Origin of the sequence: Lutibacter sp. (genome assembly GCF_013041805.1) — a bacterium.
In the GTDB taxonomy this organism is placed as follows: Bacteria; Bacteroidota; Bacteroidia; order Flavobacteriales; family Flavobacteriaceae; genus Lutibacter.
Genome location: NZ_JABDRI010000036.1, coordinates 102828 through 117520, shown reverse-complemented (window position 1 = coordinate 117520; position 14693 = coordinate 102828). Strand labels below are relative to the sequence as shown.

The following is a 14693-nucleotide window of genomic DNA, read 5'->3' as shown; positions in this document are numbered from 1 at the left end:
CAATGCCCTTCAGCAATCAGTGATTATTACCTATTCAATTAAAGCCGCTCAAAAACTATATAAATTAAATCCGGAAGTAGTGCTCTCTGTTAGTATTCGAAATATGGAAGAGTTTGACCGAGCTGCTAATTCTGGCATACCTTGGGAAAACATGGTGGCTTTTACGGGAACAATGGAATCGGATCCATCATTATACGCCAAAATACATGAGAAAGGAGTGATGTGTATGTTGGGGACTTTGGGTAATCTAGACAAAAAAGCAGCTACAAATGGTGATCAACTTTATAGCGAATGGGCTCAACTTGGAATTGATGTTTTTGCCACTGATAGACCTTTGGAAGTGCAAAAAGCACTATCGATCCACCAAAAATAATAGTAAATTTAAAATTGTAGTCTGTTTCACTTAGCTTACAAACTTGATGGGAAAAAGGACTAAGTCTGATACTATTTAAAATATCTTATATACGAAAAGAATATATGAATGTATTTAAAGAATTCTCTTGCAACTGGAAGTAGAGATTTAAAAAAGAGTTAAACTAGGCTTAATTAAAAAAAATAGGTAGCTTGAATAAAACATAATACAAATTAAACTAGTTATTGCTTAAATTTAAAATAGAATATATTCAAAAAAACCATTAATTTTAAACATTGAAAAATAACGTTTCCAAAAACGAATTTTTCACGAATTAGACAGATAAACTCTTATTATGAAAATAATTTGCATTGGCAGAAACTACGCCAAACATATAGAAGAATTAGCAAGTGAAAAACCGGAGAATCCAGTTGTTTTTTTAAAACCTGATTCGGCTATTTTGGCTAAAAATCAACCATTTTTTATTCCTCCTTTTTCAAATAATATTCATTATGAAGTGGAGGTTTTGGTTAAAATAAATAAAGTTGGAAAATATATTGATACGAAGTTTGCACATAAATATTATGATGAACTAGGCTTAGGAATTGATTTTACCGCACGTGATGTTCAAGAGACTTGTAAAAAGAAAGGTTTACCATGGGAAAAGGCAAAAGCTTTTGATGGAAGTGCTGTTATTGGTCGATTTATTCCAAAAGAAAAATTAGGAGATTTAGAAAACTTAGCGTTTAAGTTATATAAGAATAGTGAGTTAGTGCAAGATGGAAACACAAATGCAATGCTTTGGAAAATAGATGAATTAATAGCTTATGTTTCTCAGTTTTTCACTCTAAAAAAGGGTGATATTATATTCACAGGAACACCATCAGGCGTTGGTAAAGTAAGTGAAAATGATAACCTTGTTGGAGCAATAAACGAACAAGAAATGTTTTCAATAAAAATTAAATAAATTCTTAAAAAGTAAATAAAATAGTTCCTAAAGGATTAATTTCTTCTTTACGGTGTTTTTTCAAAATATCATGACCGTAATGAGTTTTAACTAATTCTTTGAAATTATATTTTAATCTTGGAAATTCTCTCAATAATTTATAAAAGTCTTTTGTTGATGATTTTTGCATGAAATAATACAAGATCTCCGTATATGCCTTTGTTAATGGTAAATTAAACTTTTCACTATTTAATGCATTAATAAAAAACTGCTCTTTCAATTTGCAATTTTTAAGGGTTGCTACCTCTAAACCGTATTTATTTATTAAAATCCAAGAAAGTCTCAGCTGATTTTCATGATTGAATAAAGAAGGGCTCAAAGTATAGTTTTCAACTTGTTTTAGTAATTCATTTTCTTCTAAGTTCATAATAGTGTTCATAGCTAAAGTTAATTAGGGGTTTTAAACATATTTATAAGATGCAAAAGAGTATAAAAGGTTGCGTTAAATAGAGTTTTATTTTATGTCATTTTTAGTGTTAAAAATCTTTATTTCAATTATTTGTGTTTATTTTATGTTTTAATAACCAATTATAAATGTCATCACCTTTATAAACACGTTTCCAAGTGTCGTGAGACAAGTCTTCATGTACTGTAAATTGAATATTTGTATGCCCTAATTTTTCTAGCTTATTTAACCCTTCATAAAAATATTCAATAGGAATTACTGGGTCACGGCCACCTGCAAATTGCCATACTGGAATTTTATATTTAGCAATTGAATCCATTAAAATTGGATGTCCCCAGCCAACTATAGGATTTATTGCCGCAAAACGTTCTGGGTGCTTACTAGCAATATACCAAGTTCCAAACCCACCATAGCTTATACCACTTAAATAAACACGGTTCTCATCAGCATTAAAATTTTGTAAGGTATTATCTATCATTTTCATTAAATCATTTTCAGCTCTATTCCATCCGTAATCGATTCTTGATAGCTCAGGAATTGAATCGATGATCTTAGCTCCTTGCATAATTTTTGAGGATCTCGCAGTTTGAGATCTTTTTGAAATACCATTTTTTAGTCGTTTTGGAATCCAATCCTTTCTGCGTTTATCAATATAATCTAACCCTATTTTATCTTGATTGAACATATGAAGTTGGGGAACAATCATAATAAAAGGAAGGTCTCGCTTTTGAATCCAAGCTTCATATAAAGGTCCGTGTATTAAAACATAATCTAATTCATCGTTACCATTTCCCCGTTCGCCATTTCCATGTAAGAACAACAATACAGGCCATTTTTTAGAAGAATCATTTTCGTAGTTTTTTGGCAAATACACAAAATAATCACGTGCAGTATTATCAATTAAACTAGTATATGGTATACGTAATAATTGTTCTTCCTCTCTATTTGAATGAGTACATGAAGAGATTAAAATTATGAATGTAAGTAAAGTGAAGTTAATATTTTGAGAGACTTTCATAGAGGAGTTTTATCGCTTAAAAATACTAAAATATTTTAGATTATTTTGTTTTGATAAGAAAGAAGTATCAGAAAAAAGTTAGTACATTTACTTTTCAATTTTTTAGAAAATGCAAGCAGAAATTATAACCATTGGTGACGAAATATTAATAGGTCAAATTTTGGACTCAAATTCAAAATGGATTGCAGAAGAATTAAATAAAATTGGAGTTTCAGTATATCAGATTACTTCTATTCAAGATGAGAAGCAACATATTTTAAAGGCAATTAAAGAAGCACAATCTAATGCAGATATTGTAATTATTACTGGAGGATTAGGCCCAACAAAAGATGATATTACCAAGTTAACATTGGCAGAATATTTTAATGATATATTAATTTTGGATGATGAAGTTGTACTACACATTGAAAGTTTATTTAAAAAAATGAATTATCCATTCACGGAAGTAAATAGACAGCAAGCATTAGTTCCTTCAACGTGTACCCCACTTAAAAATTATTTTGGCACAGCACCTGGAATGTGGTTTGATTGTAATAAAAAAGTAGTGATTTCCTTACCTGGAGTACCTTATGAAATGAAGGGTTTAATTGAAAATAGTGTGCTTCCAAAATTAAAAGAGACTTTTGAATTGCCTTATATTTTGCATAAAACGGTACTTACCTATGGAATGGGCGAGAGCATGGTTGCTGCCAGAATTGAAAATTGGGAAAACAACTTACCAAAATTTATTAAATTGGCATATCTGCCATCGTATGGGAAAGTTCGTTTGCGTTTAACTGCAAAAGGAGATAATGAGCAACAATTAAATCAAGGTATAGCTGAAGAAGTTGAAAAGCTTACAGTATTAATTCCAGATATTATTGTTGGTTTTGATGAAAGTGAAACAGTTGAAGTAGTTTTGGGTAAAATGCTTAGTGAAAAGGGTCAGACTTTATCCACTGCTGAAAGTTGTACTGGCGGAAATATTGCTAAATTAATAACTTCAATACCTGGTTCTTCTGATTATTTTGTAGGATCTGTGGTTGCTTATCATCCAGAGATTAAAATTAATGAATTGGGGGTTGACAAAGACCTTATTGTAAAACACTCTGTGGTAAGCGCTGAAGTTACGGAAGCAATGGCTAAGGGTATTCAAGGGAAATTTAAAACTACATATGCTATTGCAACCACCGGAAATGCTGGTCCCTCTACTGATAATACTGATGAGTCAGTGGGTACAGTATATATTGCTATTGCATCACCAACAACTATTTTTTCAAAAAAATATTTCTTTGGGCAACCACGCGAAAAGGTGATTCAAAAAACTTCTTATGAAGCCATAGAATTGTTAAAAAAAGAAATATTAAAAAACTAGTAAAATAAGTTTGTGTATTAAGTTTTAAAATTTTAATTTTGCATCTCGTTTTGAGAATACATTAAAAAGGTACAGAATTATGTCAAGAGTTTGTGAACTTACTGGAAAAAAAGCAATGGTTGGGAATAACGTTTCTCACGCATTAAATAGAACTAAAAGAAAATTTGATGTTAATTTAGTTAAAAAACGTTTTTATATTCCTGAGGAAGATAAGTGGCTAACTTTAAAAGTAGCTACATCAGCTTTAAAGAATATTAATAAATTAGGAATTTCTGCTGTTATTAAAGAAGCAAGAGAAAAGGGTTTTTTAAAAAAATAATATATTAGGAAATGGCAAAGACTAAAGGAAATAGAATCCAAGTAATTTTAGAATGTACAGAGCACAAAGCAACTGGAAAACCAGGTACATCTAGATATATTACCACAAAGAATAAAAAGAATACTCCTGATAGAATGGAAATTAAAAAATTCAATCCTATCTTGAAAAAAATGACTGTTCATAAAGAAATTAAATAATATAGGATTATGGCAAAGAAATCAGTAGCATCGTTACAAACAGGATCAAAAAGATTAACCAAAGCTATTAAAATGGTAAAGTCTCCAAAAACTGGGGCTTATACATTTGTAGAATCTATTATGGATCCATCTTCAGTAAAAGACTTTTTGAGCAAAAAATAAATCTTGCTCTTTAAAATAAATACTAAAGCTACTTTCAATATTGAGAGTAGCTTTTTTCTTTTTATATTTACACCATTAATCTAAAATAGATGAGTTTATTTAAAAAAATATTTTCAAAAGAAAAAAAAGAAACTTTAGATAAGGGTCTAGAAAAAAGCAAAACATCATTTTTTTCTAAATTATCCAAAGCAGTAGCTGGAAAATCAAAAGTTGATGATGATGTTCTTGATAACTTAGAGGAAGTGTTGGTATCTTCTGATGTAGGTGTAGAAACAACTTTAAAAATTATAGAAAGAATTGAGCAGCGAGTTGCAGAGGATAAATATTTAGGTACTGATGAGTTAAATTCAATATTACGTCAAGAAATTGCAGGTTTATTAGCAGAAACAAATGTTGGTAACGAAACGGATTTTACTGTTCCTTCAACAAAAAAAACATATGTTATTATGGTTGTTGGAGTAAATGGTGTGGGCAAAACAACTACTATTGGAAAATTAGCCTCACAATTTAAAAAGACAGGGAAAAAAGTTATTCTTGGTGCGGCTGATACGTTCAGAGCCGCAGCAATTGATCAATTACAAGTTTGGGCAGATAGAGTTGACGTTCCAATTGTTAGGCAAGAAATGGGAAGTGATCCTGCATCTGTAGCTTTTGATACCTTAAAATCAGCAGTTGCACAAGATGCAGATGTTGTAATTATTGACACGGCAGGAAGACTACATAATAAAGTTAATTTAATGAATGAGTTAACAAAGATAAAACGTGTTATGCAAAAAGTTGTAGATGATGCTCCGCATGAGGTTTTATTAGTTTTAGATGGTTCTACTGGTCAAAATGCTTTTGAACAAGCAAAACAATTCACGCTCGCAACAGAAGTTACCTCTTTAGCAGTTACAAAATTAGACGGTACTGCTAAAGGTGGGGTTGTAATTGGTATTTCTGATCAGTTTCAAATTCCGGTTAAATATATTGGAGTTGGTGAAGGAATCGATGATTTACAAGTTTTTAATAAAATTGAATTCGTAGATAGTTTTTTTAAATAGAAAATTATAAAATATAAATGAAACCTCTTTATAAACTGGACATAAAGAGGTTTTTTTGTTTATCTTTAGACCCTAGTTTAAATTTAGAAGAATGAAAAAATTAGTACTTATTTTAGCCGTTATAGCGTTTACAATTTCTTGTAAGCAAAGAGAGTTGCCTGTTGTTTTTACCTCATATGATGAAACATCTGAAATTATTGAGCAACAAAATCATGAAAATAGAAGAATGCGATTAAAACTAATTCAGTCTAAATACTTAGATATGAATGAAGTTTTTAAGCCATTCGAAGAGGAGTTAGCTTATTTTTCAGAGAAGGATTATGAAAATTTTAAACCATATATTATTGAAAAAGATATTCCCTCAATTCAGGAGGCAGTTGAAAATGGTATTTTATCCTATGAAAAGATTACACTGTTTTATTTATATAGAATTCGGAAATTTGAAAGTACAAATGAATTAGCCTTGCATAGTATCATTTCATTAAATCCAAATGTAGTTGAAGAAGCACGAGAAAAGGATAAAAATAGACCTTATGATACTTCCTATTCATTATACGGTTTGCCAATACTTTTAAAGGATAATATAAATACGAGCGGTATGCCAACAACAGCTGGAGCTTTTGCTTTAAAAGAGAATAACAATACTAGCGATGCTTTTATTGTTAAAAAATTGGAAGAAAGTGGAGCTCTTATTTTAGGGAAAGCAAATTTAAGTGAATGGGCCTATTATTTTTGTAGTGGCTGTCCAGTGGGCTATAGTGCAATTGGAGGGCAAACATTAAATCCATACGGAAGGAAAATATTTGAAACTGGTGGATCTAGTTCGGGTAGTGGCGTAAGTGTTGCTGCTAATTATGCGGTTGCTGCTGTTGGTACAGAAACTTCAGGTTCTATTTTATCGCCGTCAAGTAAAAATTCAGTTGTTGGATTAAAACCTACTATTGGTTTATTAAGTAGAACAGGAATTGTTCCAATTTCTAGTACATTAGATACCCCTGGCCCAATGACCAAAAGTGTTATTGATAATGCAATATTCTTGGCTGCAATGACAGGAGAAGATGCCTTGGATAGTTCTACTGTAAATAATGATCAGAGTATGGATTATTTACAAAATTTAACAAAATCTACCTTAAAAGGAAAACGATTTGGAGTTATAAAGCAATTACTTTCGGACTCAATTTATTCAATTGCAGTCAATAGCATTAAAGAAGCCGGAGGAGAAATTATTGAATTTGATCCGCCTCAAATAAATCTTAATGGGTTTAGAACATTGTTAAGTGTAGATATGAAAAACGATTTACCTCATTATCTAAAAAATTACGCTGATTCAACAATTTTAATTTCTTCAGTTGAAGATGTTGTTAAGTTAAATCTTCAAGATTCTTTAAAAAGAGCACCTTATGGACAGCAATTATTTGAAGGAATTGTAAGTGATACGACTTCTACGGAAGCATTTCAAAAAATAAAACAAGATTTACATGATAATGGAGTTGCTTATTTTAAAAAACCTATGGATTCACTTGGTTTAGATGCAATTTTATCTATTAATAATTACCATGCAGGTTTTGCTGCTGTTGCAAAATATCCTTGTCTAACAGTACCAATGGGTTATCAAAAATCTGGAGAACCAATAAGTTTAACGTTTATTGCACCGTCTTTTCAAGAACAAAATTTATTGCAATTGGGATATGCTTTTGAGCAATTAACTAAAGTTAGAATACAACCTAAAAATTATTAGTGAAAAATAATCAATTTAGAGTTTAGTTGATAATTAAATTTATCTTTTCCCAAAGATTATTATCAAAATTTGAAAGTGCAAAGTTGGTATCTTCTGCACTTTCTCCCATTCTAATTATGACTAGGTTTTTACTTGGTACAACATAAATTTTTTGATCATTTTTACCCAAAGCACAAAATAAATCGCTGGGTGCATTTGGAATTAATTCTTCTTGAAATTCTAGTTGTGTTTGTGGTAAGTGATAGCTTTCCTTTCCATTTAACCACCATAAATATCCATAAGATTTATTAATGGTTTGTGAGGTGCTAATTGAATTGTTGAAATAAGTTTCATTTGCAATAGGAGTTGTGTTCCAAGTTCCTTTATTTAAAGCAAGTAATCCAAATCTTGCCATGCTTCTTGCGGTACTATAATACACACTAAAATCTCCAGTTTGTACCCAAGTACCTGTAATTCCAGTTTTTTCTTTTAAATGTGTATTAAAAAAGTTAGCAAACGATTGTTGTGTTGCGACTTCAATGATACTTTGAAGTTTTACATATACATTATGATATGCCCATCTTGTTCCTGCATCAGTAAAATACATTAAATTATCAGCAGCTACATTATCACCAAAACTATCATCTAAACCAGATGTCATCGACAGTAAATGTTTTGACGTAATTAAATTTTCTTTAGCTATTGGTGCAGTTGTCCATCCATCACCTAAATAATCAGAAACTTTAGTATTAATAGTTAGGTAACCATTTTCTTCAGCAATACCTACCATGATTGAAGTCAATGTTTTACCTGCACTTGCCCAATACCATGGCGAATCAGTAGTATGACCATTAAAATAATTTTCGAAAACAATTTTCCCATGGTGTAAAAGTATAAAAGCTTTTGTATTATTTTCATCTAAATAATTCATTAATTGCTGAACCTGATTTTGATTCCATCCTAGTTCTTCAACTGAAGTTTTTTCCCATAGATTGCCTGTTAGAGGTGGGAAATAGATATCAGTTTCAGGCTCAATAATTGGTTCACTTTTAGAGCAAGAGACCAATATGCTAAGGATTAAAATTTTCAAAAAAGTACTATTCATGATTATTATTTAAAGATGGTTATGTTAATAAGACTCTCGCAAATCAAAAAGGTTTGATTACTTTTGCCAAAATTAATTTTTAAAATTAAAAGTGTGCGTACTAAATTAAAAAAAGAGAACAAAATTAATGTAGTTACTTTAGGATGTTCCAAAAACATATACGATAGTGAAGTTTTAATGGGGCAATTGAAAGCGAATAATAAGCAAGTTGTTCATGAAGATGAAAATGATGATGGAAATATAGTTGTTATAAATACCTGTGGTTTTATTGGTGATGCAAAGGAAGAATCTATCAATACTATTTTGCATTATGTGAATAAAAAGGAAGAAGGTGAAGTTGATAGAGTGTATGTTTCAGGCTGTTTAAGCGAACGTTATAAACCAGATTTAGAAAAGGAAATTCCCAATGTTGATGAATATTTTGGGACTCATGACTTACCAAATTTATTAAAAGTTTTAGATGCAGATTATAAGCATGAATTAATAGGGGAACGTTTAACTACAACACCAACTCATTATGCCTATTTAAAAATTGCAGAAGGTTGTGATAGACCTTGTTCATTTTGTGCAATTCCGTTGATGCGTGGAAAACATGTATCCACGCCTATTGAAAGCCTGGTTATTGAAGCTACAAAACTTGCTAAGAAAGGGATTAAGGAATTAATTTTAATAGCGCAAGATTTAACGTATTATGGATTAGATATTTATAAAAGAAGAGCTTTAGCTGATTTATTAAAAGAATTAGTAAAAATTGATGGTGTTGAGTGGATTCGTTTGCACTATGCCTTTCCAACAGGTTTTCCTTTAGATGTTTTAGAAGTAATACATAATGAGGCAAAAGTTTGTAATTATTTAGATATTCCTTTGCAGCATATAAATGATGATATTTTAAAGTCAATGCGAAGAGGAACTTCTCACGAAAAAACAACTAATTTAATTGCTGAGTTTAGAAAATCGGTTCCAAATATGGCAATTAGAACTACTTTAATTGTTGGATATCCAGGTGAAACTGAATCAGCTTTTCAAGAATTAAAAGAATGGGTACAAGAAATGCGTTTTGAGCGTTTAGGTGCGTTTGCATACTCACATGAAGAAAATACGCATGCCGCTAATTTAGTAGATGATGTGCCTGAAGAAATTAAGCAGCAGCGTGTTAGTGAAATAATGGATATACAAAGCCAGATTTCTTTTGAATTAAACCAAGAAAAAGTTGATCAAATATTTAAAGTTTTAATCGATAGAAAAGATGGAAATCAATTTATAGGTAGAACGGAATTCGATTCTCCTGACGTTGATAATGAGGTGTTAATTGATGCGACAAAACATTATGTACAAGTTGGAAAATTTGCGAATGTCAAAATTACGTCGGCTACTGAGTTTGATTTGTATGGTGAACCTGTCTAAATTAATGAGACCAATCAATTGGTTTTATTGATTCTTGTCTACCGTTAACATACCTAAAGCCATTTTCACCGTAAAAACCGTCTTCTTCCAACATAATACGAATGTCTTTTTTCCATTCTGTAATATGAACAGTAGTATTCAATTCTATAGCGTATACTGTGTTTACATGCAGTGGATAATCACCATTTACAGGAACACCATCTTGAGAATCCCACATTCCAAAAGTTGTTCCAGCACTATGACCGTAAAGTCCAAGAGGATGCGTGTAGATAGATGGTCTAAGTCCATCTGCTTTGGCATCGGCCAGTGATTTTAAAAGTATTTCGTTTCCAGTTTTACCTTCTTTGAAATTATTTGTAAAATAATCTTGTACTTTATTCCCTTTTTTAAAAGCATCACTTAAAAAAGAAGGAACTTTTTTTTCGTCTTGATGAAGAACATATGCATGTTGTTGACAATCAGTATTTAAACCAATGTATGTAATCCCAAAATCGCAATGCAATAAATCCCCAGGTAATATAGTTTTTGCCTTTTCACCCTTTGAAAAAGAATAAATATGGCTTTTAAGTTCCTCATCGGTTCTTTGAACATCAACTGTTGGGTGAAACCAAGTATCAAGTCCTAAATCTGTTACTTTTTGTCGCATCCACCAAACAATATCATCGGTTGTAGTTTTTCCAGGTTGAATTACTTTATTTGAAAAAGCTTCGTTTATAATAGTGTGAGTTATGGAAACAAGAATATTATAAAGATCCATTTCTTTTTGAGTTCTTGTTTCTATCCAGCCAATCGCCAATTTTTCAGCTGATACTAATTTAGTTTCTAAGTCTTTAGGTAAAGCTTCTATTAACTCTTTATAATCTGTTTGAACCAATCCATCTGCTATACCAAAATATTCAGAAGTGTTAATTCCAATTTTAGAAGGATTTCTTTCTTTAATAATTTCTACTAAACGTTCCCATTGGTTAGGTTGCATTTCTTTGTCCCAAGCAGACTGAATGTTTTTACCAACATCATACCTCGCAACTGCTAATTTTTCAATTGTATTTTCAGCTTTGTTTCTATAAAAAACTAAAATGGTTCTTCTTCTAGCATTTAGCCAAGTTGAAGGGAGCATAGTTTTAATTACGGGATCTTCATTGTACTCTCTTGAAATTACTAGCCACATATCAATATCAGTATCGTCCATTAGCTCTGGTAATAAGTTTTCAAACCTATCCGCTAAAATTTCATCTTTCAATATTGATCGTTCTTTTTCAGATAATATTTGTGCATTTGTTGATAAGCAAATACATAAAAATATTAGTATGCTTGTTAATTTCATAATCGAAGGTATTTAATTTAGAAATATAGCATTCGCAAAAAACAATTTCCCATTTTCCCAAAAAGATCTAAATAAAGGATTATCAACCATATAAATAACTTGCCCTCTACCTTTTCTCTCAATTCCAAAAAGTAACGAATTAGGAACTTTTTCTAGGGCTTTTTCACCTGCAAATCCAGAGACGTTTGTAGCGTTTTCTGCAAAATACCCAACATTAAATCCACTATCTAACAATTCATAAGAGCTTGAGCTCATTTTTAAACTATAATATTCATTAGTATATCCAAAAGCAAGAGGATGCGATGCATCAATAGTACTCTTAAAAATACTACCGGTAATAGCATTCTTTATATATTCATTTGTTCTTTGATCGTACGGAATTAAATTTTGTGATTCATCATCGTCATCATCCTTTTTTGATTTTAAAGAAAATCCTTCTTTATCTGAAAAACTATTTAAAGAACTTCCAACGGCAATGATGGTTCCTCCGTCAGAAGCAAATGAAGCTAATGTTTTTAACTCTCTTTCATTTGCTCTATATCCATTAGGTAAAATTAGTACATCATAATTTGTGAAATCTGTTCGGTTGAAATTAGCCGTATTAATTATGTGAAGAGGATATTTTAACTGCGTCTCAAAGAAATGCCAAATTTCACCAAAGCTTAATGATGCAGTTCCTTCTCCAGCGAGTGCAGCAACTTTTTTATTTGAGATTAATTCGTAATTCGAAGAGCCAAAATCTTTTCCACTCTCAACAAAACCTGTGGAAGTAGTAACTATTTTTTTTTCAAGTTTGTTTGCAATTTCAATAATTTTATTGTCAAAAGAATCTATATGAGTATTTTCTCCTCTCATAATAATTAATGTACCTCTTTTATAATTGTTGTTATTTACTGAAAAACTCTTTTCACTAAATCGTACATTAAAACCTGCTTCTAACAAATCACCTAAAAATGCAGCATCAGAAACTTCATTCCATTTAGCAATATATGCATATGAATTTTTGTTAGCAGTGCTTACAACTTTTGTTTGAGCACTTTCAATACTTTTTGAGGATAGTGCAGATTGAGTTGCAAAACCGCGTAAACCGAAAGCATAAGGTAAACTCCAGGCGGTAATATCATAAGTTAATGGAGATGTAAGTTTAGCTTCTTGTTCAAAAAGAACTTTAACCATTTTTCCTTTAGGTTGGTTTGTTGGAATTATAAGATCTTCTTCAAAAATTTTGATAGTCTTAGTACTATTATCATAATAGTCGTAAGCTTTAGCCGAGGCTGTATTTGAATAAAAATACTTTATTTCATGCAAATCTAACAACTTAGTTAATTTTTCGATTTTATCTTTGTCTCCTTTTAAAACATAATTTTTATAAGGAAAATTAAAGTTGCTGAAATACTCTTTAAATTCATCAACTAATTTAGCTGCATTTTTTGAGGAAATTTCAACAGTTGATAGCCCAGTAGTAAAATGATGAGCAATTCTATCTTTTAAAGAAAGTACTTGACCATTTTCAGTTTCAATTCCTAAACCTTTTTGGCCAGCTTGCTCATAGGTCATTCCAATTGCTCCCATATAGGTTGGGTAGGTATCTCCATAGCTTGGATACAGCAAATCAAAACGTTCTTTAGTGAAATATTTCCAACCATTTTTGTCGAAATACTTTGCGTGATTTTTTCCAATTTCAACCTGGAAATCACGCTGCCAATCTGTAATTATTTCGTGAAATGGTTCAGCCGCAGGAGCAAAGTAATACGGACTATTATATCCTTGCTCGTGAAAATCAACATGAACTTGTGGCATCCACCTATTGTAAACTTTTATACGATGTTGTGATTCAACCTGTGAAGCCCAAGCCCAATCTCTGTTTAAATCGAACAAATAATGGTTTGCTCGTCCTCTAGGCCAAGGTTCATTATTCTCTGTTGCTTCAGGATTTGTATTATAAGGTGTACTTTTATTTTCATTATACCAATTCACATAACGATCTCTACCATCTGGGTTAATGCAGGGGTCAATAATAACAACTGTATTTTTAAGCCACTCTTTTTTTTCCATAACTAACGTGTACAACGTAAGCATGGAAGCTTCAGTACTTGATGCCTCATTTCCGTGTACGTTGTAACTTAGCCAAACTACAGCAATGTTAGTATTTGATTCACCTTCTAATAAACCAGTTCTTTTTAAATTATCTGTTTGAATAGATTCTAAATTTTTAATATTTTCTTCAGTTGACACATATGCGTGATATAAAGGTCTATATTCATTGGTTTCTCCATATTTCTGTAATTCTACCATTGTTGAATTTTCAGACAAATAGGTAACATATTCAACTACTTTGTGATGTCTTGTAAATCGAGATCCAAGTTCATAACCTAAAAAATCTGAAGGTGATTTTAATGATTGAGAATTTACACTAGAGATGGAAATAATAAATAAAGCTGTTAAAAAAAAGAGTTTTCGCGTCATTTTAAATAAATTTAGGAACCAAATATATTGAATTAAAACAAAAATTAGTTAAATAATTGTTACAAGTTTTATGCAATTTCTAAAGATTGTATAAATTGTTTACTTTTAGCAAAAATTAAAAATTACCAAAAAATGAGTAATTATGAATTAAATGATTTTGACTACGAGAAACACTGGAATAATGCGTATTTAAAATCTCCCATTCAAAACTTAGGTTGGTATGAAGAGAATCCATCGGCAACAATAAGCCTTATTGAAAAGTGTAACTTACCTAAAGATGCGTTACTTTTTAATGCAGGTGCAGGTGCTACATCATTAATTGAATATTTATTAAATGATGGGTATTCAAATATTATTGTAAATGATATAGCTTCTGCCGCGCTAACAGAATTAAAAAACACCTTAACAAATCATCATAATACAAAATTAGAATTTATTGTAGATGACCTTGTTAACCCTAAAGAATTGACCAAACTTAAGAATATTGATTTATGGATTGATAGGGCTGTTTTACATTTTTTTACAGATGATAGTGAACAAAAAAAATATTTTGATTTATTAAAGAAAGTACTGAAGCCAAATGGGTATGTTATTTTAGCAGAATTCAATTTGGAAGGAGCAAAGAAATGCAGTGGTTTGGATGTTTGTAATTACAGTGTAGAAATGTTTCAAGAAAGGCTGGGCGATGATTTTAAATTAATTAAATCATTTGATTTTACGTATATTCAACCCTCAGGAAACCCAAGGGAATTTGTGTATTCATTATTCCAAAGAATGTTATAATTTTTTAAATTAAATAGTTATTTTTAAATTGTACGAA

Annotated in this window: 14 protein-coding genes and 1 pseudogene; 10 read left to right on the top strand and 5 right to left on the bottom strand. The window is 30.8% G+C overall.

Annotation, left to right across the window (positions count from 1 at the left end; translation table 11 throughout):
- Both HKP59_RS05655 and HKP59_RS05650 read left to right on the top strand, forming a co-directional pair.
- Positions 1–373 (top strand): annotated as a pseudogene (locus HKP59_RS05655) (glycerophosphodiester phosphodiesterase); the annotation flags it as partial.
- 334 nt (positions 374–707) lie between these two features.
- Entirely contained in the window at positions 708–1319 is a 612-nt protein-coding gene (locus tag HKP59_RS05650; protein ID WP_291804379.1) for a fumarylacetoacetate hydrolase family protein, read from the top strand.
- Positions 1320–1323: 4 nt separating this feature from the next.
- On the opposite strand, the gene HKP59_RS05645 is transcribed toward HKP59_RS05650, so the two are convergent.
- A complete protein-coding gene (locus HKP59_RS05645; protein WP_291804377.1) occupies positions 1324–1737 on the bottom strand; it encodes a hypothetical protein in 414 nt (137 codons plus the stop codon).
- Between the two features lie 112 nt (positions 1738–1849).
- Positions 1850–2782, bottom strand: coding sequence for a prolyl oligopeptidase family serine peptidase (locus tag HKP59_RS05640; RefSeq protein WP_291804375.1), 933 nt, complete (start codon positions 2780–2782; stop codon positions 1850–1852).
- A 109-nt stretch (positions 2783–2891) separates the two neighbouring features.
- Between HKP59_RS05640 and HKP59_RS05635 the strand changes: the two genes are divergently transcribed.
- The 6 genes from HKP59_RS05635 to HKP59_RS05610 all read left to right on the top strand — a co-directional run bounded on the left by HKP59_RS05635 (position 2892) and on the right by HKP59_RS05610 (position 7595).
- Positions 2892–4136: a competence/damage-inducible protein A gene (locus tag HKP59_RS05635; protein ID WP_291804373.1), complete on the top strand. Its 1245-nt coding sequence runs from the start codon at positions 2892–2894 to the stop codon at positions 4134–4136.
- Between the two features lie 79 nt (positions 4137–4215).
- Complete coding sequence (gene rpmB / locus HKP59_RS05630; RefSeq protein WP_291804371.1) at positions 4216–4455, top strand: 50S ribosomal protein L28; 240 nt, start codon at positions 4216–4218, stop codon at positions 4453–4455.
- Between the two features lie 11 nt (positions 4456–4466).
- Positions 4467–4652 carry a 50S ribosomal protein L33 gene (gene rpmG / locus HKP59_RS05625; RefSeq protein WP_291804370.1) on the top strand — a complete coding sequence of 62 codons (186 nt, stop codon included), beginning with the start codon at positions 4467–4469 and terminating at the stop codon, positions 4650–4652.
- A gap of 9 nt (positions 4653–4661) precedes the next feature.
- Positions 4662–4814, top strand: a complete 153-nt coding sequence (locus tag HKP59_RS05620; RefSeq protein ID WP_291804369.1) for a DUF4295 domain-containing protein — start codon at positions 4662–4664, stop codon at positions 4812–4814.
- An 89-nt stretch (positions 4815–4903) separates the two neighbouring features.
- Positions 4904–5857, top strand: coding sequence for a signal recognition particle-docking protein FtsY (ftsY, locus tag HKP59_RS05615; RefSeq protein ID WP_291804368.1), 954 nt, complete (start codon positions 4904–4906; stop codon positions 5855–5857).
- A gap of 91 nt (positions 5858–5948) precedes the next feature.
- The gene (locus HKP59_RS05610; RefSeq protein WP_291804365.1) at positions 5949–7595 is read left to right on the top strand and encodes an amidase family protein; all 1647 of its coding nucleotides are present in this window, start codon (positions 5949–5951) and stop codon (positions 7593–7595) included.
- A 22-nt stretch (positions 7596–7617) separates the two neighbouring features.
- On the opposite strand, the gene HKP59_RS05605 is transcribed toward HKP59_RS05610, so the two are convergent.
- Positions 7618–8679 (bottom strand): serine hydrolase domain-containing protein, encoded by a 1062-nt coding sequence (locus tag HKP59_RS05605; RefSeq protein WP_291804362.1) that lies wholly within the window; start codon positions 8677–8679, stop codon positions 7618–7620.
- Between the two features lie 93 nt (positions 8680–8772).
- Here HKP59_RS05605 and rimO point away from each other — a divergent pair, with 93 nt between their 5' ends.
- Complete coding sequence (gene rimO / locus HKP59_RS05600) at positions 8773–10083, top strand: 30S ribosomal protein S12 methylthiotransferase RimO (protein WP_291804359.1); 1311 nt, start codon at positions 8773–8775, stop codon at positions 10081–10083.
- Between the two features lies 1 nt (position 10084).
- Here the strand turns inward: rimO and HKP59_RS05595 are convergent, their stop codons facing one another.
- Positions 10085–11407 (bottom strand): M24 family metallopeptidase, encoded by a 1323-nt coding sequence (locus HKP59_RS05595; RefSeq protein ID WP_291804357.1) that lies wholly within the window; start codon positions 11405–11407, stop codon positions 10085–10087.
- Between the two features lie 12 nt (positions 11408–11419).
- Complete coding sequence (locus HKP59_RS05590; protein WP_291804356.1) at positions 11420–13873, bottom strand: M14 family metallopeptidase; 2454 nt, start codon at positions 13871–13873, stop codon at positions 11420–11422.
- 132 nt (positions 13874–14005) lie between these two features.
- On the opposite strand from HKP59_RS05590, the gene HKP59_RS05585 reads away from it, so the two are divergent.
- Positions 14006–14656 (top strand): methyltransferase domain-containing protein, encoded by a 651-nt coding sequence (locus tag HKP59_RS05585; RefSeq protein ID WP_291804353.1) that lies wholly within the window; start codon positions 14006–14008, stop codon positions 14654–14656.
- Positions 14657–14693: the final 37 nt, after the last annotated feature.

Coding starts and splice junctions, on each gene's coding strand:
- HKP59_RS05650 (WP_291804379.1), top strand. CDS start 708: ATGAAAATAATTTGCATTGGCAGAAACTACGCCAAACATATAGAAGAA.
- HKP59_RS05645 (WP_291804377.1), bottom strand. CDS start 1,737: ATGAACACTATTATGAACTTAGAAGAAAATGAATTACTAAAACAAGTT.
- HKP59_RS05640 (WP_291804375.1), bottom strand. CDS start 2,782: ATGAAAGTCTCTCAAAATATTAACTTCACTTTACTTACATTCATAATT.
- HKP59_RS05635 (WP_291804373.1), top strand. CDS start 2,892: ATGCAAGCAGAAATTATAACCATTGGTGACGAAATATTAATAGGTCAA.
- rpmB (WP_291804371.1), top strand. CDS start 4,216: ATGTCAAGAGTTTGTGAACTTACTGGAAAAAAAGCAATGGTTGGGAAT.
- rpmG (WP_291804370.1), top strand. CDS start 4,467: ATGGCAAAGACTAAAGGAAATAGAATCCAAGTAATTTTAGAATGTACA.
- HKP59_RS05620 (WP_291804369.1), top strand. CDS start 4,662: ATGGCAAAGAAATCAGTAGCATCGTTACAAACAGGATCAAAAAGATTA.
- ftsY (WP_291804368.1), top strand. CDS start 4,904: ATGAGTTTATTTAAAAAAATATTTTCAAAAGAAAAAAAAGAAACTTTA.
- HKP59_RS05610 (WP_291804365.1), top strand. CDS start 5,949: ATGAAAAAATTAGTACTTATTTTAGCCGTTATAGCGTTTACAATTTCT.
- HKP59_RS05605 (WP_291804362.1), bottom strand. CDS start 8,679: ATGAATAGTACTTTTTTGAAAATTTTAATCCTTAGCATATTGGTCTCT.
- HKP59_RS05595 (WP_291804357.1), bottom strand. CDS start 11,407: ATGAAATTAACAAGCATACTAATATTTTTATGTATTTGCTTATCAACA.
- HKP59_RS05590 (WP_291804356.1), bottom strand. CDS start 13,873: ATGACGCGAAAACTCTTTTTTTTAACAGCTTTATTTATTATTTCCATC.
- HKP59_RS05585 (WP_291804353.1), top strand. CDS start 14,006: ATGAGTAATTATGAATTAAATGATTTTGACTACGAGAAACACTGGAAT.